The 23,952-nt window shown below is 63.9% G+C and carries 18 protein-coding genes; 12 read left to right on the forward strand and 6 right to left on the reverse strand.

All coding sequences use genetic code 11. The features are described from left to right. The first annotated feature begins 49 nt into the window (after nt 1–49). From LFT43_RS04520 to LFT43_RS04545, 6 genes are all read left to right on the forward strand, one after another. Nucleotides 50–466: an acyl-CoA thioesterase gene (locus tag LFT43_RS04520; protein ID WP_395802892.1), complete on the forward strand. Its 417-nt coding sequence runs from the start codon at nt 50–52 to the stop codon at nt 464–466. Nucleotides 467–521: 55 nt separating this feature from the next. After that, nucleotides 522–1,265 carry a copper homeostasis protein CutC gene (locus tag LFT43_RS04525; RefSeq protein ID WP_395801351.1) on the forward strand — a complete coding sequence of 248 codons (744 nt, stop codon included), beginning with the start codon at nt 522–524 and terminating at the stop codon, nt 1,263–1,265. Nucleotides 1,266–1,460: 195 nt separating this feature from the next. Then, nucleotides 1,461–4,583, forward strand: coding sequence for a glycoside hydrolase domain-containing protein (locus LFT43_RS04530; protein WP_395801352.1), 3,123 nt, complete (start codon nt 1,461–1,463; stop codon nt 4,581–4,583). Next, entirely contained in the window at nt 4,583–6,544 is a 1,962-nt protein-coding gene (locus LFT43_RS04535; protein ID WP_395801353.1) for a DUF5107 domain-containing protein, read from the forward strand. Before LFT43_RS04530 ends, LFT43_RS04535 begins: the two co-directional genes overlap by 1 nt. A gap of 144 nt (nt 6,545–6,688) precedes the next feature. Further along, entirely contained in the window at nt 6,689–8,920 is a 2,232-nt protein-coding gene (locus LFT43_RS04540; protein ID WP_395801354.1) for an McrB family protein, read from the forward strand. 91 nt (nt 8,921–9,011) lie between these two features. Continuing rightward, the gene (locus LFT43_RS04545) at nt 9,012–10,202 is read left to right on the forward strand and encodes a restriction endonuclease (protein ID WP_395801355.1); all 1,191 of its coding nucleotides are present in this window, start codon (nt 9,012–9,014) and stop codon (nt 10,200–10,202) included. A gap of 263 nt (nt 10,203–10,465) precedes the next feature. Here LFT43_RS04545 and LFT43_RS04550 read toward each other — a convergent pair whose 3' ends face one another. From LFT43_RS04550 to bioB, 6 genes are all read right to left on the reverse strand, one after another. Further along, nucleotides 10,466–10,933 (reverse strand): very short patch repair endonuclease, encoded by a 468-nt coding sequence (locus LFT43_RS04550; RefSeq protein WP_395801356.1) that lies wholly within the window; start codon nt 10,931–10,933, stop codon nt 10,466–10,468. A 137-nt stretch (nt 10,934–11,070) separates the two neighbouring features. Continuing rightward, nucleotides 11,071–12,219, reverse strand: a complete 1,149-nt coding sequence (locus LFT43_RS04555; protein ID WP_395801357.1) for a cytochrome P450 — start codon at nt 12,217–12,219, stop codon at nt 11,071–11,073. Beyond that, nucleotides 12,216–12,896: a dethiobiotin synthase gene (gene bioD / locus LFT43_RS04560; protein ID WP_395801358.1), complete on the reverse strand. Its 681-nt coding sequence runs from the start codon at nt 12,894–12,896 to the stop codon at nt 12,216–12,218. Before bioD ends, LFT43_RS04555 begins: the two co-directional genes overlap by 4 nt. Further along, entirely contained in the window at nt 12,893–14,059 is a 1,167-nt protein-coding gene (locus LFT43_RS04565; RefSeq protein WP_395802894.1) for an 8-amino-7-oxononanoate synthase, read from the reverse strand. Before LFT43_RS04565 ends, bioD begins: the two co-directional genes overlap by 4 nt. Nucleotides 14,060–14,067: 8 nt before the next feature. Then, complete coding sequence (locus LFT43_RS04570; protein WP_395801359.1) at nt 14,068–15,393, reverse strand: adenosylmethionine--8-amino-7-oxononanoate transaminase; 1,326 nt, start codon at nt 15,391–15,393, stop codon at nt 14,068–14,070. Nucleotides 15,394–15,613: 220 nt separating this feature from the next. Then, a complete protein-coding gene (gene bioB, locus LFT43_RS04575; RefSeq protein ID WP_395801360.1) occupies nt 15,614–16,642 on the reverse strand; it encodes a biotin synthase BioB in 1,029 nt (342 codons plus the stop codon). A gap of 233 nt (nt 16,643–16,875) precedes the next feature. Here bioB and LFT43_RS04580 point away from each other — a divergent pair, with 233 nt between their 5' ends. From LFT43_RS04580 to LFT43_RS04605, 6 genes are all read left to right on the forward strand, one after another. Continuing rightward, a complete protein-coding gene (locus LFT43_RS04580; RefSeq protein ID WP_395801361.1) occupies nt 16,876–18,624 on the forward strand; it encodes a purine-cytosine permease family protein in 1,749 nt (582 codons plus the stop codon). A 205-nt stretch (nt 18,625–18,829) separates the two neighbouring features. Then, nucleotides 18,830–19,480 carry a DUF6318 family protein gene (locus LFT43_RS04585; protein WP_395801362.1) on the forward strand — a complete coding sequence of 217 codons (651 nt, stop codon included), beginning with the start codon at nt 18,830–18,832 and terminating at the stop codon, nt 19,478–19,480. After that, nucleotides 19,477–20,421, forward strand: coding sequence for a hypothetical protein (locus tag LFT43_RS04590; protein ID WP_395801363.1), 945 nt, complete (start codon nt 19,477–19,479; stop codon nt 20,419–20,421). Before LFT43_RS04585 ends, LFT43_RS04590 begins: the two co-directional genes overlap by 4 nt. 157 nt (nt 20,422–20,578) lie before the next feature. Next, complete coding sequence (locus LFT43_RS04595; RefSeq protein WP_395801364.1) at nt 20,579–21,649, forward strand: alkene reductase; 1,071 nt, start codon at nt 20,579–20,581, stop codon at nt 21,647–21,649. 291 nt (nt 21,650–21,940) lie between these two features. After that, the gene (locus LFT43_RS04600; protein WP_395801365.1) at nt 21,941–22,639 is read left to right on the forward strand and encodes a GntR family transcriptional regulator; all 699 of its coding nucleotides are present in this window, start codon (nt 21,941–21,943) and stop codon (nt 22,637–22,639) included. 272 nt (nt 22,640–22,911) lie between these two features. Next, nucleotides 22,912–23,949, forward strand: a complete 1,038-nt coding sequence (locus tag LFT43_RS04605) for a sugar phosphate isomerase/epimerase family protein (RefSeq protein ID WP_395801366.1) — start codon at nt 22,912–22,914, stop codon at nt 23,947–23,949. Nucleotides 23,950–23,952 lie beyond the last annotated feature (3 nt).

Below are 23,952 nucleotides of genomic sequence, written 5' to 3' on the forward strand. Positions count from 1 at the left end.
AGCAACGGATTCATCAGGGCACGGACAGCGCATCAAGGTCCTCGTGCCCATGCGTTGGGGCGACATGGACGCCTACGGGCACATCAACAACGTCCAGATCGTCCGCATGTTGGAGGAGGCCCGTATCGCGGCCTTCGGTCCGCCCCGCGGCGCAGGTTTGCCCGGGGTGGAGCCACCTGTCTCCATTTTCAACGATGTTGAAGATGGAGTCATGACCCTTGTGGTGGAGCACAAGGTCCGGTATGTGCGCACCTTGGAATACCGGAACGTACCGGCAGTTGTCGAGATCTGGGTGGGTGCCGTGAAGGGTGCCAGCTTTGACGTCCACTACGTCATCAAGGATCCCGTGACCGGCGAGGACTGCGTCAAAGCCAGCACACATCTTGCTTTCGTGGATGAGTCCACCGGCCGGGTCCGCAGGCTCACTCCGGAGCAAAAGCAGCGGCTGGAATTCTACCGGGCCTAGCTCCTGTCCACGGCCCGCACCCACGCGGTCTCGGCATGGCCGGTAGAGTTTCCCCATGAAACTCGAGATCGTCGCCGTCGGTGCCCAGGGTGCTGCCGTTGCCGCTGAAGAAGGCGCGGACCGGATTGAACTCTGCAGCGCCTTGGAGCTCGGGGGACTGACTCCGAGCCAAGGCCTGATGGACGCCGCACAGGAAACCGTGGCCGGAAGGCTCGAGATCCACCCGCTCATCCGCAGCCGGCCTGGGGATTTCCTGTACTCCAGCGCCGATCTGGACACCATGAATCGCGAGATCCGGTTCCTGCTCACCCAAGGAGCTCACGGAGTGGTGATCGGGGTTCTGACGGCCGCCGGCGAAATCGACGTCCAGGCCACACGAAAGCTCGCTGATGCAGCCCTCGAGACCAATCCCGACGCCCAACTGACATTCCACCGGGCCATCGATCAAACACGAGAGCCCGCAACCGCCGTCGAGCAGCTCGTGGAACTCGGATTCACGCGGGTGCTCAGCTCCGGGGGTGCCGCCACAGTGGGAGCGGGGATCACGACGCTTGGGCGCATGGCCCAGCGGGCAGCGGGGCGGCTTGAGGTCATGGCAGGCGGCGGACTCGCCCTGGACGATATCCCGGCCTTGCGCACCGCGGGACTGAGTGCGGTCCACTTGTCAGCCAGGTCCACGGTTTCCGCCCGGAAGAACCGGGACAATTCGCCCAAACCCGCGGATTCTTCTCCAGATCCGACGGCGTACATGGTCACCGACCGCGATCTGGTGAGGGCCGCACGCGCCGCTGTCAGATGAGATCCGGCCGAAGGCACCACGGAACCGGCTAAAGCTAGGCAGCGCTTTCCGCACCAGCCCGCCTCTTGGCCAATTCTGAACACTCCGGTCGCTATGACTCCGATAGCGCTTTGCAATGACCCTTTACATGATGACATCCGGGGTCAAGGATGGATGCAATATTCCGATTGAAAATGCCACTCAGGAGTCATAAAGATGCAATTAGGCCATACTGCTGTCCGCTCGGAATTTTCGGGCCATCCGGAGGTGGAGTGTGGAACAGGGGCGTGGGACAAGATGCTCTATGGAAACCACCGCTTCGTCGTGCGAGTGGACGCGGGAGGCGAGCAAGCTGACGCGGAAGGCGAGCGGGCCGACGGGGCACGCCCTGCCGCTGGGGTTGCGGCGAGTCGGGTGATCCTGCCCTGGCGGCGCCAGGACGATGACCCAGCGAGCGTGGAGATCATCGCTGTCTCTGCGGAGAGTGGCCGACGAGTCCGCAACGTCGTGGTGGAGCGCGCAGAGAGGGAGTCCGGACAGCTCGTCTTCGAACCAGTGGATGGCCCCGGCGACTACTACTTCTACTATCTTCCCTACGCGATGCTTGGAAAGCCCCACTACCCCCAGGCTCAGTACTTGCCGCGAAGGCCGTCCGCGGAACCGCAGTGGGCCGCCGCCGTCGAGCAGTCCGCCTGGCACCTGCAACCAATGCGCCTGCCAGCACAGCACATCCCCAGCGCCCGGGCGATTCGCTATGAGGCCGCGAGCGCCCGGGATTCCTTCGCTCCCATGAACTTCACCGCCACCGCAGACGAAATGGCCGCCCTGCACGAACAGCACCCTGCGGAACCTTTCCTGCTCTTCCCGGAAGGCCGGCTCGCTCCCCTCGCCATGCGGGACACCCTCCCTGCGCACTGGGCCATCGATGGTCCACGCAAGGAATTCAGCGACGTCGCGCAGCCCGGCGAGGACTACATCGTGCAGGTGGGCCTCTACGCCATACAAGACCTCACGGGCGTCACCGTGGAAGTGCAGCCGCCTACGGCTGGACACTGCCTCAACACCCGTGGGACGGACCGCTTGGGACAGCCTTTGTCCCGGACGCTGACCGCCCCGCGCGGCATAGTCCAGGCCCTGTACACCGTCCTGCCCATCCCGTTCGACGCCGCCGGAACCACTCTCACCGCAAGTATTACCGTGGCGGCGGATGGCGCCGCAGCCAGCACCGTGGCTATTACGTTGGAGGTCCTGGCGCTCGACGACGCCGATCCGGACATTCTCGATGGCGGTTTTGGTGAGCCCAAGTACCTTCGGCGCCTTGCATGGTTGGATTCGACGGCGGCCCAGGACCGCGAACTCGTCGCCCCGTTCACGGAGGTGCTTCTCGACGAAGCGGGCCGCACGCTGAGCATCCTGGGTCGCCAAGTACGGCTTGCGGAATCCGGCCTCCCGGCCCAGCTAAGCTCGACTTTCACATCCGCGGTCACCGCTTGTGATGGCCCCGCCGTCGACCTGCTCGCCGAGCCTTTGCACTTCGACGTCACCCTTGCTGACACCACAGGCGGGAAAGCTCAGCGATGGAGTTACTCGCCCCTGGAATTCACGATCGACGGCCCGGCCCAAGTGTCGTGGCGCTCCCAGTGGACGGCCGGCATCGGCGAGCCGGCCGACGTCGGACTATCAGCAGAGCTGCGCGGCACCCTGGAGGCCGACGGCGCCTGTACCTTTTCGCTGCGCGTTACCGCCGGGCAACCGCTGGAGGTGGACGATGCCAGCTTGCGGCTCGACTTCCACGAGGCAAGGGTTCCGCTCGCCATGGGACTTGGCGTTCCCGGGGGCAAACGACCCGAAACTCTTGAGTGGACATGGGAGGTGGCCAATCACAACCAGGACTCGCTGTGGCTGGGCAGCGTGAACGCAGGTGTCCAACTTGCCCTGCGCGACGGCAACTATGAACGGCCGCTCAACACGAACTTCTACCGGGAAAAGCCGCTGGTGGAACCGACGTCGTGGGCCAACGGGCAAGACGGCATGGTGCAGGGAGGTGTGGGGCTGCGGACCGCGGGCGAAACGGTCACGGTGTCCGCCTTCAGCGGCAGCCGCACCCTGGCCACGGGGGAGACGCTGGACTTCGACTTCCGGCTCTTACTCACCCCTTTCAAACCCATCAGCCCTTCCAAGCATCTGGCCAACCGGTTCTTCCACGCCCCTGCCGAGCCGGAGGCCATTGCCGCGTCAGGCGCCACCGTGGTCAATGTCCACCACGCCACGGCGCCGGCACCATACATCAACGATCCTCTTCTCACGGCCGGAAGACTGGCCGCCTACGTCCAGGAAGCCCACCGGAGCGGCCTCAAGGCCAAGGTCTACAACACCGTCCGGGAACTGACCTTCCGTAGCCCCGAGCTGCTGCCGTTGCTCTCCCTGAGTCACGAGGTGTTCAGCGATGGACCGGGCCTCGGCCACATCTGGCTGCAGGAACATGTCGGCAGGGGCTACGTGTCGGCGTGGTTCGCGTCCGACGTGGATGACATCGCAGTGGTCACGAGCGGGGAATCGCGTTGGGAAAACTTCTACGTGAGGAGCCTTGAGCAATTGGTCCGTCGCACGGGCGTGGACGGCATCTACCTCGATGACATCGCCTACGATCGCCACACCATGCTCCGGGTCCGCAAAGTCTTGGAGCGCAACTGTGGAACTGCCGAAGGACCGGATATCGATCTGCATTCGGCTAACCAGTTCACCGCTCGGGACGGGTTCGTCTCCTCGGCGAATCTGTACATGGAGCACATGCCATATGTGGACAGGCTGTGGTTCGGGGAGTACTTCGACTACGAAATTACCTCGCCCGAATACTGGCTCGTGGAGCTTTCCGGGATTCCCTTCGGTCTCATGGGGGAGATGCTGCAGGATGGCGGCAATCCCTGGCGCGGCATGGTGTTCGGCATGACGGGCAGGGTTCCAGCCGTCGACAACCGGCCGATGTGGCGATTCTGGGCAAACAACGGCTTGGAAGAAGCCACCATGATCGGACATTGGGCAATCGACGCGCCGATCCGGAGCAGCGATCCGGAGGTTCTGGCGACAACCTGGCTGACGTCAGATGGCTCGGCAGTAGTGGCGCTCGCGTCGTGGGCGGCTGAGCCGGTGGACGTGACATTAGTGTTCGACGGCGGAGCAGCCTCGGCGCTGTCGGAAGAAGGGGCTGCGGCCCTCGCCTCGAGCCCGGTGACCGTGCACCTTATCGAAGGATTTCAAACGGCCGCGAGCTACAGGCCCGGCCAGCCCATCACCATTGAGCCGAAGCGCGGGCTTCTGTTGACGATTGGAAAACACTGATGTTCGAACATACCGAGAAGAGCGGCAAGGCAAGCACCCTGAGCTTCTCCACTATCACCCTGAACATGGCGCAGTTGGGTCCCACCAGCCCACTGCCGGTTGTCATGGCAGAACTGGACCAGCCGTACAGGATCGGCGACGGCGTCCCGGAGGAATTGCAGGCCGCAGCCCGCTATGGGCAAGTGCCGAACATGTTCCCGTACTTGATGCAGGACGGCTACTCGCGCGAGCGGACCGCCCACGAACTGCCCGCCGTCGTGCTTGAGAACAGCAAGCTGCGGGCCGTCGTCCTTCCGACCTTGGGCGGGCGGCTGTGGGAACTTTTCGACAAGGCCTCGGGCAAGCAGCTCCTCCACACCCATGCGACCCTGCAATTCGCGAACATCGCGCTGCGCAAGGCGTGGTTCGCCGGGGGCATCGAATGGAATATTGGCACCCGAGGGCACTCGCCCACCACCTGCGATCCTTTGCACACGGCCATCGTCAAAACGCCCGAGGGCCACGACGTTCTGCGGATGTGGGAGTTCGAACGCCTCCGCGAAGTGGTTTTCCAAGTGGACATGTGGCTTCCGGAGGACTCGGACGTTCTGCTCGCGGCGGTCCGGATCCGCAACCCCCATGACTACGACGTCCCCATGTACTGGTGGAGCAATGCGGCCGTTCCCGAGACATCTGAAACACGTGTGATTGCGCCCGCCTCCGAGGCTTTCGGCAGCGACTACACCACGGACATCGCCCGCGTCCGGCCCACGGAGCACCAGGGCATGGATGCCACCTGGCTGGTGAACAGCCCGCACGCTGCGGATTTCTTCTTCGACATCCAGCCAGGACACCGGCATTGGATCACGGCGGTGGACCACGACGGCGACGGCCTCGCCATGCTGTCCACCAGCCTCCTGCGGGGGAAGAAGCTGTTCGTCTGGGGTCAAGGCGACGGCGGGAAGCGCTGGCAGGAATGGCTCAGCCCCGGGGCGGGCCCGTACGCCGAGATCCAAGCAGGGCTGGCGCAAACCCAGTTCGAGCACCTGGTGATGCCTGCCCGGGCCGAATGGAGCTGGGTGGAGGCCTATGGCAACGCCAAACTGGATCCCGGAACCTCCCATGGCCAGGATTGGGACGAGGCCGTGGCCCATGCCAGCGCCCGGCTCGAAGACCTTGTCCCGGACGCGGAGCTGGAAGAGGCGCTCGCCGAAGCCACGCGGAACTACGCGCTGCCGCCGGACCAGATGCTGGTGCGCGGCAGCGCTTGGGGTGCTTTGGAGAGTGCCCGACGGCGACGCTCAGGACGCGTGTGGCTCGACGAAAGCGGTACACCCTTCGCCGACGATGCGACCCCCGACGCCATCGAGGAAACAGGTCCTTGGCACAGCCTGCTGGAAGGCGGTAGTTTCACGGGCGCCGGGAGTTTCGTGGCTGGAGCGGATTGGGAAGAACTCCTGGCAAAGGATGGGGGAGCGGAAGCACACTTCCACCTGGCCACGATGAAGCATGCCCGCCAGGACCTCGCCGGCGCGATCGCTGGATACGGCAACGCGCTGGCGGCAAATACCCTCTCACCCTGTTCCACGGTCCTCGCCCACAGAGGCCGGGCCCTTGCCTTGCTTGCCACCAACAATGTTGACGAAGGCTTGGCCGAACTTGCCACGGCAAGCCGACTCGAGCCCTTCAATGTCCCACTGCTCAGCGAAGCCATGACGCTGAGCATCCGGCGCGGAAACCCCACGCAAGCACTCGCCTTGGCGGCAGAGGCACCTGACGGATTGTCCGACGTCGGACGCGTTCGTTTCCTGACGGCACTCGCCCTTGCGGGCGTCGGCAGGGGCGAGGAAACAGCAGCAATGCTGCGGGACGGCGTCGAGATACCGGACATCCGCGAAGGGGAAGACGGGATCGCAGAGCTGTGGCAGGAAGTGTGCCCTGGGGAGCCTGTGCCTGCGAGCTATCGCTTCGGAATGCACTGATTTGCGTTGTGCACCGGCGCGGGACGGATGCGGCAAAAGGCAAGAGCGGGACGCATGTGGCAGAACACATGAGGTGGGGCGCATGAGGTGGGGGCGCCGACTTTCCTGATGCCGTCACCCTGCCAAACCATGTAAGTTGGCAGGGTGACTCCCTCCACCAAAACACCACTGACCCGTGCCCCCGGTATCTCCAAGGAGATCGAAGATGCGGCGTGGTTCGTGCTGGGCCCGGGGCTGCAAGGCAAGGCTTCGGCGCTCGACTCCGGTACCCGCACCTGGACCGTGGACGCCGCCGCCGAGCTCCTGGAGCGATTGGAACGCGGCGTCGGAGACTCCAAAGCGCCCATGATGACCAATCTGCGCCAAAACCTGGAAGGGGCATCCCGCGAGGCCAAGCTGCTCGCCGTCGAACTCCTCTTCCTCCAGTCCCTTCCGCTGGCTCATGAGGTCAAATCGCTGAAGGTGAAGCGCGCCCGCGTTGCCGAGGCCGCGTCCTGGCTCGATCCCGAGCTCGAGCTGCCCAAGGAGCTGTACCAAGGCATGACCGATCACGGTGTCATCCGTGACCGGACCGCAGAGTTCAACTGGACCATCTGGGACCACCTCACCTGGTTGTGCCGCTTCGTGGCGCACGTGGATGGCCAGTCCAACGCGAGCATCACCAAAGCCCTCAAGGACCCACTGAAATTCCACGAACTCGCCGCAGCAACGCCCGGGGACCAGCCAGCCATCCGGCGCAGCATCGAATACTTGGCATGGCCCAGCTACTTCGAGCCTGTGGTGGCTGACGTGGAGCGGCGCGAAATCCGGGACGCCTTCGCTTCGCTCGTGGGCGGCGCCCACGGCGAAACCGAAAACGACATCACTGCGGACGTCCACCGGATCCGGCTGCACCTGGACGAACAGGCCGGCCAGCGTATCGATTGGTACGATCGGCAGCTCGTCAGCCAGTGGCGCAAAGTGGCAGATCCGGGCCGCCGCGCCTGGCTGCTGCGCACTCACCAAGACACCGCCGAGCTCCTCGCCACCTGGCAGGACGAAGAAAAGGCAACCCTCGACGTCGAACACCTCCGCGAGCTCACCCCCGGCGTCACAGCCGGCGTGGTCCAGCATGCCGTGGACGAGGACTACAAGCACCTCGGCTACGTGGAGCGGGAAGACACCAAGACCGCTGTATTCGCATTCCTGACCGTGATGAAACCGGGCGACCTCGCCCTGTTCCAGAACTCCGGAGCCGTCAGGATCGGCGTGGTCCTGGGCGAACCGGAACACAATGGAGACAACCGCCGGCTCCGACGCAAGGTGCGCTGGTTTGACGAGACCCATCCCATTGCGGAGGCTCCACGGCATGTCCAACGCCAGCTCTCCACCCCGGGGATCGTCGTGGACGTCACCAAGGTCATCCAGTCGTTGCAGTCGCTCCTGCCCGCTGAAGCCGAATCCGACGGTGAGGAAGCCACCGCCCTGGACACCGTCGTCGAGCCGGTGATTGAAGGCTTTCGCCCCCTCACGGAAGAGTTCGCCGCCTCCTTGCACATGGAACTCGAGCCGCTCAAGGAGATCGCCGAACTGCTGGAAGAGAACCGCCAACTGGTGCTCTACGGCCCTCCGGGGACAGGCAAGACCTACCTCGCCAAGCACTTGGCTGCCGAGCTCGCGGGGGACAGCACCGATGAGCGCGTCAAACTGGTGCAGTTCCACCCGTCCTACGCGTACGAGGACTTCTTTGAGGGCTACCGGCCGGATAAGACGGACGACGGCCAGGTTTCGTTCAAGCTCGTGGCCGGGCCGCTGCGGCGTCTCGCGGAAGAAGCCGCGAAACCGGGGAACTCCAACAAGCCGTACTTCCTCATCATCGACGAAATGAACCGGGCAAACCTGGCCAAGGTGTTCGGTGAGCTTTACTTCCTGCTGGAATACCGCGACGACCGCATCTATCTGCAATACAGCCCCAACGAGCCGTTCAGCCTGCCGGACAACCTTTACATCATCGGCACCATGAACACGGCGGACCGCTCCATCGCCATGATGGATGCCGCCATCCGACGCCGTTTCGCGTTCGTTGAATTGCACCCGAAGGTAGAACCTATCCGCGGCTCACTGAGGCGGTTCCTCTCGGCACGCGGCCTGGACACCCTCAACGCGGACCTGCTTGACGCCTTGAACGACTCCATTGACGACTGGGACCGGGACCTGATGATCGGCCCGTCGTACTTCATGAAGAACGCGGCCCAGAACCCCGCCGGTCTGCGCCGGATCTGGAAGTACGAGCTCATGCCCCTCTTGGAGGAGCACTACCACGGTCAGCTGAACCGGGCCCAGCTGGAGGAGCGCTTCGGTCTGGACCAGTTGTTGGGTCGACTTGCGGCCCGCTAAGGCAGCTCCACCCCGGCCCGCCCGCGCACCGGGTATCGGACGGCCTGCCGCCCGCGCTTCCACGAAGGTCCCGGCTGTCCGGCACATCGTCATGGACGAGCTCTCCGGCGGCATCGTGGACAAGCTTGATGCGGACACCGCCGCCCTCCTCAACTCCAGCGGGCTCGCGAAGGCCTCGCCCATGGGGATGGGCCTCTACCGGATCGAGCCCGTGGGCAAGGTCGGCTCCGTACGCACCCCGACCGTCCAGTTCGAGGTACGGCCCAAAGACCGCTTGGGCTTGAGCCGGCTGCTGTTCCTGCTCAGCTACGCCGGGGATCAAGGTTTCCGTGAGGACTGCGTGGCCGCCGTCGAACATCAGGATCTGTGGAGCGCGCTCGCGGAATCCCTCGCCCAACTGGCCGAGCGGGCCCTCAGCCGCGGTCCCCTGCAGGGGTACCTGACCGTGGATGAGTCCCTCCGGACGGTCAAGGGCCGCATCCGGATTTCGGACCAGATCTCCCGTCGCCCAGGGATGCTGGTTCCGCTCGAAGTCTCCTACGACGAATTCACCGAGGACATTGCCGAAAACCGTATTCTGCGCGCCGCGCTTGAGCGGATGGGCAAGGTACCCGGGGTGCGGCAGAACGTCCTCAGCCGCTTGCGGCAGCTTAAAGGAAAGCTCGACGCCGTCACGCGGCTCCAGTCCGGGGCGCCCCTCCCGCGATGGCAAGCGAGCCGGATGAATCTCCGCTACCACCCCGTGCTCCGTTTGGCCGAGCTCATCCTGCGGAATGCGTCTGCGGAAGCGGGGGAGGGAAAGCAGCAGACCGCCTCGTTCGTGGTGGACATGTCCCGCGTGTTTGAGGAATTCGTGGGCGTGGCGCTGCGCCAGGCCATGGGAGCGCATCCGGGCGAAATGCGGCTTCAATATGGGGCCACCCTCAACGAGGCCGTGCGGGATTCGGACCGGCTCACAGTTCGCCCTGACGCCGTGCATTTCCTGGGTGGCAGGCCCGTGGTGGCGTATGGCACCAAATACAAGGCCGCCACGGACTCCGGGGCGTCGCTCAATGCGGACCACTACCAAATGCTGGCCTACTGCACTGCGTTGCAGGTTCCCACGGCGTGGCTGGTCTACGCCGGCAAGGGCGAGATGAAGCTGCGGAGGATCCTCAACACGGACATCGACATTGTGGAGTATCCACTGGACTTGTCGCGGTCACCGGCGGAGATTCTTGCCGCGGTCACGGACCTGGCCCAGCAGTCGTGGGGAGAAGTGGTCCGGCAAGCTCGTCTGTGACTTGCGTGTTCCGTCATGGCTACACGTGTTCCGTCCGGGCGGCACTCGGTCTAGCCTGAGAGAGCAGTCATTTGCAGATGGAGGCATCATGCGCGGCAAGAAGAAGAAATCCTGGAAAGACATGACTCCCGGGCAACGGGCCGGCGTGGCCTTGGTGGGTGCGGGGCAATTGGCCCTACTGGTGGCGGCTCAGCGCAGCATCTCCAAGACCCCCGAGGCTCAAATCCGGGGAAACAAAGCATTGTGGAGGGCGGCGAGTTTCATCAACTTCTTTGGGCCGTTGAGCTACTTCCTGTTCGGCCGTCGTCGAGGAACTGCGTGAGCTGACTCTCCAGAGCCGAACGGTCCCGCAGTTCGCATTCCCACACGGTGAGAACCTCCCAGCCTGAGGCTCTCAGCTGTTGCCGCTGTGCGGCGTCGCGCTCCCGGGTACGGCTTCGCTTGGCTTCCCAGAAGTCCGCGTTGGCAGTTGGCGCGTGCTGGCCCGCCTTGCAATCGTGGAAGTGCCAGAAGCATCCGTTGACGAAGATCACCTTGTGCCGGCCTGCAAAGACGAGGTCCGGACTGCCGGGCAGCTTCCCGCCTGCGGCCCGCCCGTGAAGCCGGTACCGGTACCCCTTGGCGTGCAGGAGCTTGCGGACCAGAAGCTCGGGCTTGGTGTTCTTGCCCCGGATCTTGGACATGTTCAGGCTGCGTTGCTCAGGCGTCAGCAGATCACGGCTCTCGCCCATATCCTCAGTCTACGCAGGGCCTCCCCAGCGACCCTCGCTCACTTATATGGGTCTTTCTTGCGACGCACGCTCTCTAATGTGGCCAAAATCCCGGATCGTCGCTCACATGATGTGAGTGAGCGTCGGCGGGAAATGCCTCAGATGTGAGTGAGCGTCGGCAAGGCTCGCTCGATCGTGACCATTCGCGGTGCTTGGAAGGACAGCAAACGGAGCCATTCGGGTTCCGGGTCTGCCAGGCGAACGCCTTGCAGCGCTGCCGCGGTTTCCTGCACGACGACGGCGGCCTCCAGTTCCGCGAGTTTCGCACCAAGGCAACGGTGGATCCCCGAGCCGAAGGCCAGCCCGTAGGCCGTCGGACCGAGCCCCTGGGCCGTGGAAGCCTGGTCTGGCGACTCGTGGTTCCCTGTGAGCTCCAGCAGGATTTCGGCACCAGCGGGGATCCGTTGGCCGTCGAGTACGGTGTCCCAGGCGGCAATCCGGCGCCAGGTGGGGACCGAAGACTCGGTCGCGAGGACGTGACGGATGAGGTCGCGCGCCGCGGAGCCGGAGGCGGCGTTATCCCAGGCAAAGCCGGCGGACCCTTCGGCAAGCCGGAACAATGCCGTGCTGATGAGCTGGGTGGTGGTTTCCTGCCCCGCGATGAGCAGGAAATAGCCCAGGGAACAAATCTCGGGGGTGCTGAGGCCGTGTTCTGCCAATGATTTGAAGAGATTACGTCCCGGAGACCCCGCGGCCTCACGGACAAGCTCCCGCAGCCAGCCATAGAACGCAGCGGCACTCCCGGCCAGCTCCAATTGCCGCTCGGCGTCCGGCCAACCCCAGAAAAGCTCCAGGGAATCCAGGCTCCACGCCTTCAACTCAGGAAGATCGCGTACAGGGAGCCCAAGAAGCTCCAGCATCACAACTGCCGGCGGGTACGCAGCCACGGCCTGCACCAGATCCACCCGACCATCAGCTTCCAGCAATCCAACCGCCGTTGCGGCAGCATCCCGTGCTATTTCCCGAATCCTCGGCTCTATTGCACCCACCGTTGCTGGGGTGAAGAACCCGGCCACCACCTTGCGGATGCCGGTGTGGGAGGCCGTATCGTTGCTGGCCAGCACCGGCGGCAGCGCAAAGCGGGCACGCTGCAGCACGCGAAGGGACTGCCCCGACAAAGGCGTCACAGCGATGAGGGCATTTGCCGGGCTGAAGTCGTCCGGCCGGTGCAGGACTTCCCGCACCACGGACGGCTCGCGCAGAATCAGATACGGGCACGTCTGTGTGCTGGCAGAAGCGGTGCTCATGACCAGGCTCCGCCCAACCAGTGTGTGCTTGCTTCCCGGAAAGTCACCGGGGGAAGGTCTGCCGCACGCTCGGGCAACACCCCGATAAGCGGCCGCAACGAGCCAATGGTTGCCCGGTTCCCGTGTTCGAGGACGCCCGGTTCATCCGGCCACGTTCCCAGGACCACCCCATGGATGGCCAGTTCCCTGCGGTCTAGCGCCTCGAGAGTCAGCGCTGTGTGGTTGAGGGTTCCCAACGAGGGACGCGCAACCAGCACAAAAGTCGCGTCCTGTCCAAGGTGCCCGCCCAGATCCGCCAGCGTGCCGCCGTCGGCGTCTAGCTCGACAAGGAGACCGCCAGAACCCTCCACCAGGACATGGTCATGAGTGCTCGCGAGTTCGCGGACGCGGGCGGCATGTGCCGCGAGCGCCGGCAGCTTGACCCCGTCCAGCGCGGCAGCAGGCACCGGCGCGAGAGGTTCCTGAAGCACGACGCCGGCCTCGGCAGTGAGCGGTCCGGCCAGGCGAATGATCTCCGTGCAGTCGGAGTCGCCGGCCGCAGCGCCGCTCTGGCAGGGCTTGTACACGGCCACCGAACGGCCCTCCGCCTGTAACGCAGACGCGAGGGCCGCCGTCGTGACCGTCTTGCCGACGCCGGTGTCGGTTCCGGTGACGAGCACTATGTGGGGTAGTTTCACTGTGTTTCCTCCAGGATGCGGCGCAACGTTGCGCACGCGTAGTCGATGTCGTGTGGCGTCAGGGTAGCGCGGGCCGTCAGCCTGAGCCGCGAGACACCGTCGGGGACAGCTGGCGGGCGGAAGCAGCCGACGCGGACACCCGCCCGGTATGCCGCCTGGCTTGCGGCAAGCGCGGCTGAGGCAGAGGGCATCGGGATGGATTGCACGGCACCAGCTGCGTCGCCAATGAGTCCGACGTCGATGCCCCGCTCGCGCAGCGCCGGCGCCAGTCCGGCGGTGAGGCTGGCGGCGTTTTGGTGGACGGCCGCCGCACGCCACGGTTCCGTGCGGATGATCCCGACGGCGGCCAGCGAGGCGGCGGCCGACGACGGCGCGAGGCCGGTGTCGAAGATAAAGCTGCGCGCCCTGTTGACGAGGTGTTCGCGGAGCAGGGCACTGCCCAGGACGGCACCACCCTGGCTGCCGAGCGACTTGGAAAGCGTTGCGGTCAATACGACGTTGGGGTGGCGCGAGAGATCGGTTCCCGCCACCGAGCCGAACCCCTGGAACGCTCCGTGGCCGGCAACGCCGAGGCTGTGGGCCTCGTCCACGAGGAGCATGGCGTCGTGCTCTTCGGCCAAAGACAGCAGTTGAGGGAGCGGGGCGGCATCGCCGAAGACACTGTAGATGGACTCGACGGCGATGAGGGCGCGGGGTTCGGTACGGGTGAGCAGCTGCTGCTCGGTTGCGCCGAGATCGTTGTGCGGGACGGTTTCCACCCTCGAACGGCTCAAGCGAAAACCGTCAATCAGGGAAGCATGGCAATGTTCGTCGGCCACGATGAGGGTCCCAGGGCCGCCGAGTGCCGTAGTGACGCCCAGATTGGCCAAATATCCGGAAGAGAAGACGAGCCCGGATTCCACGCCCGTGAGGTTCGCGAGCTCGGCCTCGAGTTCCAAGTGCAACTCGGTGGTGCCGGCAACCAGACGCGAGGACGTGGCGCCGGTTCCCCAACGGCCGATCGCCTCCCGGGCAGCCTCGGCCAGTCTGGAGTCCATGGCGAGGCCAAGATAGTCGTTGCTCGCCAGATCCACCGAGGTGTCTGCCTCGCTGCGCGTCACGGGAGTCCGGACGAGGCACCGGCGCTCGCGGACCTCAGCCTGCTGTTCCAACCACACGGTCATGGACTTGCTCATGGGCCGTGCACCTCGGCCACTGCCGCCACCATGCCGTGCGCCATCCGCCGGACCTCGTCCGCCGTGCTGATGTACGGCGGCATCGCGTAGACGAGATTCCGGAAGGGCCGTACCCACACGCCGTGCCCGACGGCGGCACTCGTCACGGCGGCGACGTCCACTTCCGTGTTCAACTCAATGACGCCCACGGCGCCGACGGTACGGACCTCTTTGACGGCGTCGAGCGCGTTTGCGGGTTCGAGGCCGGCGGCCAGGCCCGTGCCGATCCGGGACACGTCGCTGCGCCAGGCGCCGCCGTCGAGAATTCCCAGGCTTGCATTGGCCACGGCGCAGGCGAGTGGATTGCCCATGAACGTGGGCCCGTGCAGCAAAGCACCCGCCCCGCCAGTCGAAACGCGGGCTGCCACTTCGCCGGTGCACAGTGTCGCCGCAAGGGTGAGGTAACCGCCGGTGAGGGCCTTCCCGACGCACATGATGTCCGGAACCACGCCGGCGTGCCTCGCGGCGAACAACTCGCCCGTGCGGCCGAAACCGGTGGCGATCTCGTCCAGGATCAGGAGGATCCCGTTCCGGTCGGCGATGTCGCGGAGGATGGACAGGCATTCGGCGCCGTAGATGAACATGCCCCCAGCGCCTTGAAGAACGGGTTCCACGATGATCGCGGCCAGCTCATTGGTGTTCTCCGCCGCAAGGCCCTCGACCTGCGCCTGCCACTCCGCAATCTCCTCCGGCGGCGCGCCCGCGGCAGGTGGCCTCGCGGCGAATACGTTGGCGGCGAGTAGTCCGGGGAAGGCCGAATGCATGCCGTCCACGGGGTCGCACACTCCCATCGCGGCGAAGGTATCGCCGTGGTATCCGCCGCGGATGCTCAGGAAGCGTTGTCGCTTGGGGAACCCCGAGGCCGTCTGGAACTGGACCGCGAGCTTGAGCGCGACCTCCACGGACACCGAGCCGGAATCTGCCAGGAAGACCCGCTCCAGCCGTGGACGATCTGCCGCGGAAGGTGCCATGGATGCCAGCCGTTCGGCCAGTTCGACGGCGGGCTGGTGCGTGAGGCCGCCGAACATCACATGGCTGAACCTGCCCAATTGGCGCCTCGCCGCGGCATCCAGGACCGGGTTGCGGTAGCCGTGGATGACTGACCACCACGAGGACATGGCGTCGAGCACCTCATGCCCGCGGCCGCTTTCGTCGCGGAACCGCAGCGCCACGCCGTCGGCGTCTTCGACTTCCCACAAGGGCAGCGTCCCCGACGCCGGAGCGTACGGATGCCAGAGGCTCGCGCGGTCTCGCTGAATGACGTCCCGCCGGATGACGCTCATGACGTCAGCCGTCCGTGGCGCGAGCATTCAGCGGTCCAGCCAAGCGGCGTGATCTGGACCTTCATGCGCCGCCGGCACGTGGCGCAATAGCGAGGCGGTTCCATCGCGAGGCGCCGTTGGCAGCTTTGGTGGGCGTCCGACGTCGGGCGCTCGCCTTGCGCTGCGGGCTCGCCGCAGTGCCCGCAGAAGTTTGCCGTGTCGGGGCTTGGGGCAGTTGTGTTCACAGCGACTTCTGGAGTTCCTTGATGGGCATGTTCAGCTCCACGAGGAGGTTGAGGTCCGCGTCGGCTGGACGGCCGAGCGTGGTGAGGTAGTTGCCGACGATCACGGCGTTGATGCCGCCCATGAGGCCTTCGCGCGTGCCGAGATCGCCCAGGGTCAGTTCCCGGCCGCCGGCGTAACGCAGGACGGTCCGTGGCATGGCGAGGCGGAACGCCGCGATCGCACGGAGGGCGTCCTTGCCGTCCATGATTCCTTGGTTTTCGAGCGGGGTTCCAGGGCGCGGATTGAGGAAGTTGAGGGGGACTTCGTGGGGTTCGAGGGCTGCGAGCTGGCTGGCAAGCTCGGCCCGCTGGGCCGTGGTTTCGCCCATGCCAATCAAGGCGCCGCAGCAGAGTTCCATGCCGGCGGCTTTGACCATAGTGCAGGTTTCGAGGCGATCCTCATAGCTATGCGTGGTGACGACCTCGGGGAAGTAGCTGCGCGCGGTTTCCAGGTTGTGGTTGTACCGGTGGACGCCCCATTCGGCGAGTTGGTCCACTTGGCGCTGGGTGAGCATGCCCAACGAACAGGCGATGTTGATGTCCACTTCTTGGTTGATGCGGTCGATTGCGAACTTGATCTGGTTCATGAGTTTGATGTCTGGGCCACGCACGGCCGCGACGATGCAGAACTCCGTGGCCCCAGTGGCCGCGGTTTCCTTGGCGGCTTTGACGAGCTCGGGAATGTCGAGCCAGACGCCGCGGACCGGGCTGTCAAACAGGCCCGATTGGCTGCAGAAATGGCAGTCCTCAGGGCATCCTCCTGTCTTGATGGAGATGATTCCCTCCACTTCCACGTCCTCCCCGCAGTGTTCCAGGCGGACTTCATGGGCGAGTTGCAGGGCCTCCGGGATGGCTTCGTCCGGGAGCTCCAAGATCTCGAGCAACTGGGACTCGCTGAGGCCTTCGCCGTTCGCGAGGACTTGCTGGCGGGCTGTTTCCAGAATCGGATATGTGGACTTACGCCTTGGGTTTGGCTGGGTGGTCATGGTGCTCCTCGGCCGCTACTTGCAGGGATGGTGCGTTCCTTCATGACGGTAGTGGGGCCGTGGGATCGCGATTTTGTTGGACGTCCACAAACGTGGGGCCGCAATCTTGGCGGCCGACTCGCTGGATAAGTTACAGCGTGGAAACACCGTAGTGACTCCGTGGTTTCATCCAGTCGATAGCGTCAAGGCCATGTTCAGAGGGGAAACATGTCCAGACGGAGAAAGTTGCGGGGATGACTGACGATTCGAAGACAACGCAAGTGCTTGAACCCCCGACGGCGGGCGGTACCCCAGAGGGGGTCGTCGTCGAACCTTCCGGAGCGCTAGGCACTCGGGACCGAACGGCGGGCAACGCCGATGCGATGAGCGCGGCGAAGGAGAGCCTGGAGGATTACACCCTTAGGTTCGCGCCGCGGTCCTACCGCAAATGGGGTGCGGGTGTGGTGGCGACCAGTGCGCTTGGGGGAATCGCCTATTTGGCCGATTTCTCCATCGGCGCGAATATCGGTATTTCGTATGGCACCGTGAATGCGATTCTCGGAATTGTGGTGGCAGCCGTGGTTATTTTCGCCACCGGATTTCCCTTGGCCTACTACGCGGCCCGCTACAACATCGACCTTGACCTCATCACCAGGGGATCCGGATTCGGTTACTACGGATCGGTGGTCACCAACGTTATCTTTGCGACGTTCACGTTCATTTTCTTCGCCCTCGAAGGTTCCATCATGGCGCAGGGCCTGGAACTTGGCCTGGGGATTCCACAGTGGCTTGGTTATGCGGCGTCCACCCTTATTGTCATTCCCTTGGTGATCTACGGGATGAAGGCCCTGTCCAAGTTGCAGGTGTGGACTACGCCTTTGTGGCTCCTGCTCATGGTGGTTCCCGTGGGGTATTTGGTGATTTCGCACCCGGACAGCATCGGGGATTTCTTCGCTTTCACAGGCAAATCCGGCGCTGAAGGCACCAACCTGGCCTCCGTGATGCTGGCCGCGGGTGTTTGCCTTTCACTCATGGCGCAGATCGCGGAACAGATTGATTACCTGCGCTTCATGCCGCCCAAGACCGCCGAAAACCGCGGTGCGTGGTGGCGTGCCGTGATCCTGGCCGGTCCGGGTTGGGTGATTTTCGGCGCGATCAAGCAGATCGTGGGCATGTTCATTGCCATCTATCTGATCGCCACTCTGGATCCGGCCGCTTCCGCCCACGCGAACGAGCCCGTGCACCAGTTCCTTGGCGTGTACCGGGAAATGATGCCGGCCTGGTTGGCGATGACTTTGGCCGTGGTGTTGGTTGTCATTTCGCAGATCAAGATCAACGTGACCAACGCCTACTCCGGCTCGCTCGCGTGGACCAACAGCTTTACTCGCATTACCAGGAGTTACCCGGGGCGCATGGTGTTTGTGGTGGTCAACTTGGTGATTGCGCTGGTGCTGATGGAAGCGAATATGTTCGAATTCCTCAACACCATTCTTGGTTTCTACGCGAACTGCGCCATGGCATGGGTTGTCACCGTTGCGTCCGATATCGCCATCAACAAATACCTGCTCAAGATTTCGCCCAAAGTTCCCGAGTTCCGCCGCGGCATGCTTTATGCGGTCAACCCGGTCGGTTTTATCTCAATGCTGGTATCGGCCGTTGTATCGATCGCAGTGTTCTTCGGTGCTTTCGGTTGGGCTGTTCAGCCGTATTCGCCGATCTTCGCCGTCGGGCTGGCCCTTGTGTTGCCGCCCGTGCTGGCTCTCCTGACTCGCGGGAAGTACTACTTGCGCCGTTCCGACGACGGTATCGAGCTGCCCATGTTCGACGCCGACGGAAACCCGAGCGACGCCAAGCTGCTGTGTCACGTGACGGGCCTTGAGTTCGAGCGACCGGACATGGTCCGCTCCGCCCAAGACGGGCCCGACGGCGAGCCACAGTTCATCTCTTCGCTCGCCTTGTCGACAGATAAGTCGGGGGAGTTGGTACTGCCAGCGCAGAAGTAGGCGCCAGGGCAAAAGGCACCATGGGCCTCGACGACGGATGGGCGGCCTGGCCGCGGTCCCGTCGTCGAGGCCTTTGGTTTTGTTTGGGGGGTGACCGGGCAAGTCGAGCGTGGCCCTGTGGATAACTTTTCAGGCAAGGATGGCAATTGGGTTACCCTTTTGGGAAACGTTTCAGTCTTGAAAACTATCTGGGGGATAGCAACCCATGACTCCACGCAGGTCCAATTTCACCCGCGCCCGGCTCTTCGTAGCGACCGCCCTTGCAGCAGTGCTGGCGATGACAGCCTGCGGGAACGGCGGCCAGTCGCGGGCCGAGCAATCTGCGTCGCCTGCTACTTCTGCTTCAGCAAGTGCCACAGCTACGCCCACTCCGACCCCGACTGCTGCCTACAAGCCGGCCGACTCCAAGGGGAAGGCGGAGAACGTGCCGGTCCCAGTGCTGCCGGAGGCCGCGAAGGCGAACAGCAAGGAAGGCGTGGAGGCGTTCGCGAGGTACTGGTTCCAGGTGATGAGTTATGCGTACGAGACCGGGGACGTTGGGTCGCTTGGCAAGATCACCGGAGCCAACTGTGAAATGTGCGAGGGCGTCAAGAGAGTCGTTCCGAAGGCATACACTGGCGACCGTTGGATCAGCGGTGGCCTATTTTCGACGCCGTCTGTGTCGTCCACTTTCAAGTCGCAACCCGACCAAAGCATTCCCGTGGTTGTTCAAGTAGTCCAGAGCAAGATCCACTACTGGGGCCCGGATGGGACTGAGTACCGGCAACCCACCGAGGCGACGAATACCGGCAACGTCGCTTTCGTTCGATTTGTAGAAGGCGCCTGGAGGCTTGATGGGGTGAACCCCCTGCGATGAGCCAAAGAAGCTGGTTCATCGGCGTCTTAGGCTCCGTACAGCTCATCCTCTTGGTCAGCGTCGGTGGGCAGTCGGCGATCGCGGCCACTGAAAGTGGCGAGGTTGGATGGACCGATACTGGTGCAAAACCTATTGCTTACGTTCGCGACCCTCAATCCGGAGAGTTTGTCCCTGCCCCTCCTGGCCATGTCAGCGAGGACCCGAACCAGTACAAGGCAGATCTCCAGTGCCAGGTTGATGACAATTCCTTGGCCAAAAAGTGCCTGCCGGGGCAGATGCAATGCCCACCCCGTGAGGCTGGTGAGAAGGCTGGGACTCCGGTCATTTGGAAGGTCGCGCCGAGGTCGGTCTCGAATCCTGTGTGGACGGACTGGAGCGCCAGCGGAAATGGTCCGTCATGCCTGTACGACCAAAAACCCGAGGACATCTTGCCGCGGATTGCGGCAAGAATCGAGAGCGACTTCCGCAACCTTCCGATCAAACCCGCGGGTTTGACCGCCCAGCCGAGCCCTCACACGCTCAAAGGTGCTGAAACCAACATTTTCGCGGACGCGCTTGAGCAGCAATTCGATGTGACGCTCCTTGGCCAACAGGTCCACATTGTGGCAACTCCGGTGGAGTACACCTACGCCTACGGGGACGGCAACAGTCTTGGGCCGACACCCTCCGCCGGTGGTCCGCTTCGGGAAGAGGAATGGGGCCAAAAGACCCGCACGAGCCATGTGTATCAACAGACCGGTGATTTTCAGATTTCCGTGACCACCACCTTCCGCGGCACCTACTCCGTGAACGGTGGTCCGAATCTGCCGATTCCCGGCACGGGTCAGTTTGCCTCGCCGCCCCAGACGGTAAGCGTCTGGCGGTCGATCACGCGCAATTACGCCGACAACTGCATCGTTAACCCCCAGGGCGAGGGCTGCCCGGGAGTCCCCGCGAAATAGCCCAGGCGCACACGGTACAGAAGGACAAAGTGTTGTCCTCGGGCGACCGGGTAGTTCCGCACCGCCGTCGTTGCGTGATCCCGGTCTCAATTGGAATAGTTGCAGGCGCGTGGCAGTTGGCGTTAGTGGACCTGTTCCCGTTTGAAAGGCACTGCTCATGTTGTTTTCCCCGTTGACTCTCGGCGAGCTTGAACTTCCCAACCGCTTGGTCATGGCGCCACTGACCCGTGTCCGATCGGGCGCCGAAGGCATTCCCGGTCCGCTGGTCGTGGAACACTACCGCCAGCGCGCCTCCCTCGGGCTTATTGTCAGCGAGGGCACCTACCCGACGCCGGCAGGCCAGTCCTACCCGGGGCAGCCTGGCCTCGTCACGGAGGAACAAATCGCGGGCTGGAAGAAGGTGACCGACGCCGTCCATGCTGAAGGCGGCCGGATGTTCGCCCAGGTCATGCACGGTGGACGCGTTTCCCACCCGGACATTACCGGCGGGCGCGAGATCGTGGCACCCAGTGCCGTGGCCATTGACGGCGAAGTCCGTACGCCGGACGGCAAGAAGCCTTACCCGGTGCCGCGCGAGCTGAGCACTGATGAACTTCCCGCAACGATCCAGGAAATCGTCACGGCATCCCGGAACGCCATCGAGGCAGGATTCGACGGCGTTGAACTGCACTCTGCCAACGGATACCTGCTCCACGAGTTCCTTGCCCCCAACACCAATGTCCGCACCGACAGCTATGGTGGTTCCCCGGAAAACCGCGCCCGCTTCGTGATCGAGACGGTCAACGCCGTGGTTGAAGCCTTGGGCGCCAACCGGGTAGGCATCCGGATTTCCCCGGAGCACTCGGTCCAAGGGATCGCCGAGACCGACCCCGCCGATGTCCGGGCAACGTACGAGGTTTTGGTGGACACCATCGCCTCGCTCAACCTGGCCTACCTCAGCATCCTCCACCACGATCCGAAGGGCGAGCTTGTCCAAAACCTGCGCGAGCGTTTCAAGGGCACGTTCCTGGTGAACACCGGCTTCGGCGAAGTAACCACGCGGGATGAAGCCTTGGCACTCGTGGCTGATGGTCACGCCGACGCCGTGGTGGTTGGTCGCCCTGCCATCGCCAACCCGGACCTGGCGCGCCGGTGGCGTGAGAGCCTCCCACTCAACGAGCCGGACCCCTCAACCTTCTACGGTGAAGGCGCCAAGGGGTACACCGACTACCCGTTCTACGCCAACTAGAACACCCGAAGCTACGACGGCGGCACCTGCGAAGGTGGCGCCGTCGCGGTTTAACGCCACTCGAGGCCATGGTCCCGGCGGATTTCCGTGCCGGTTCGACGGATTCTGCTGGATCACTCAAGGCAGCAGGTACCTGAGCCCCCGGAATTACGCGGAATCCACCCCGGAACTACCTCGAGCTCGTGGGGTGATCCAGCAGAATGTGACGCTCCCAGTGCGTGCGTGGCCTCCGAACCGGCGTAAAGACTCGCAAAGGCCCCTGCGGAAGGCCCATTCCTATAGGATTTGTCTATGAAACTCGCTTCCTCGCGGGATCGCGCCCCGGGCCGACCCGTCAGCCGCCAGGTTCTCGCCGACCACGTCTACGAGGAGCTCCTTGCTTGGCTCATGGACGGCCGGCTTGAACCGGGCGCCGCGGTCAGCATCGACGGGACAGCACGGGAACTAGACGTTTCCCCCACTCCGGTGCGTGAGGCGTTGGCAAGGCTTGAACACACTGGCATGGTCCGCCGGGTGGCTTTGAAGGGCTACCGGGTGGCCCCGGTTTTCACGCGCGAAGACTTCGCCGAGCTCATGGAGGCGCGGCTTGCGATTGAGCCTGTCAACGCACGATTGGCGTGCAGCCGGATTACCCCGCACGGCCTGGCGGACCTGCGCGAGGCCGTGAAGGATCTGGAGACGGCTCCCCGAGGGCCATCGTTCGCGGAGTTCCGGGACTATCTCGAGGCCGATGAGCGTTTCCACAAGCTGATCGCAGAGCAGTCAGGCAATCAGTTCATGCTTTCGGCCTACAACGCCCTAGGAGGACAGGTCCAGCGGTTCCGGCTGTTCGGGGGAGTGGGCATCACCGACGCCGAGCAGGCCATCGCTGAACACCAGGCCGTGTTCGAGGCAATGGCCAGCGGGGACCCGGAGCAAGCCGCGGCTGCCATGGCGGAGCACGTGCACAAGGTCCGCGCTCGGGCTATCGCCGACGCGCCGGCTGACTGAGCCGACGCCGCGACAGCGCACTCCCGACGGCGCGATCCAAGACCGAGCCTCGACACCAGCAGAACCGCAAAGCCCGCCCATCGGCGGGCTTTTGCGTGCTCCCTGCGGTCCGTACCCGGTGACCCACTTCACAAACATATGTAAGACATATAGGATCTTTGATGACGCGGGGCAATCGGGCCGGTCAATAGAAACTCCAAACAAACTTGTTGACAGTCTTGCTCAGATAGTAAATCCTATAGGAAACAGGATTCCACGAAGGAGTGAAAACTATGGCTTACACCGCCGAAAACTGGCCCATCACCGCGGCCTTGCTGCAGTTCCCCGGTACCGACGCCAAGGGACAGCACATCAACGACGCCGATGTTTCCGTTTGGGCCGAGGTCCTGCAGGAAGTCAGGGACGCAGGATTTGCGAACGCCGACCTCACGGACAGCTGGGTCCGTCCGGGTGACCTCAGCAAGGCCCGCCTCGCGGAGTTCAAGCAGACCGCAGACCACGTTGGCATAGGCATCCCGGTGATCTCGGCCATCCGCCGCAGCGTCATCCACACCCGGGACTGGGCCGACAACCTGGCGTATAGCCACCGCACCATCGATGCCGCGGCCGAGCTGGGCTGCGAGGTTGTTTCTTTCGGGCTCCACCAGGCCATTACCGCAGAGCAGCAAAAGCAGCTGTGGTTTTGGACGGTCGAAGGCTACAAAGATCCGGTGGGGGACAAGGAAGCCTGGGGCAACGCCGTTGCTCGCTTGCGCGAACTCGGTGAACATGCCGCGGCAGTCGGCGTCCTCCTTTCGCTTGAAATGTATGAGGACACGTTCCTGGGGACTGCCGATTCCTCGGTGCAGTTGGTCCAGGACATCGGGCTCGACAACGTTGGCCTCAACCCGGACCTCGGGAATTTGATCCGTCTCCACCGGCCCATCGAGGACTGGCGCGAGATGGTGGCCAAGACCCTGCCGTACTCCAACTACTGGCACATGAAGAATTACATCCGCGACGAAGACGTGGCCCGCGACAGCTACATCACCATGCCGGCTCCAATGGAGAGCGGCCTCATCAACTACCGCGAAGCGTTTAGGGTCGCATTGTCCGTGGGCTTCCAAGGCATCCTCTGCACTGAGCACTACGGCGGCGACGGGCTGAGTGTCACGGCAAGCAACCAGGAATACCTGCGGCGCCAAGTCCTCCCCAAGACGGAGAACTACGCCTTGGGCCAGAGCCAGGTTGCCCAGGGCCGGCAGCAGCCATCCGGCCGAAGCCAGCTTGCAGGTGTGCACCAGCCCGCCTCCCAGCTGGCTGGAGTGTAGGGC

Source organism: Arthrobacter sp. FW306-04-A (assembly GCF_044358315.1).
Classification (GTDB): Bacteria; Actinomycetota; Actinomycetes; order Actinomycetales; family Micrococcaceae; genus Arthrobacter.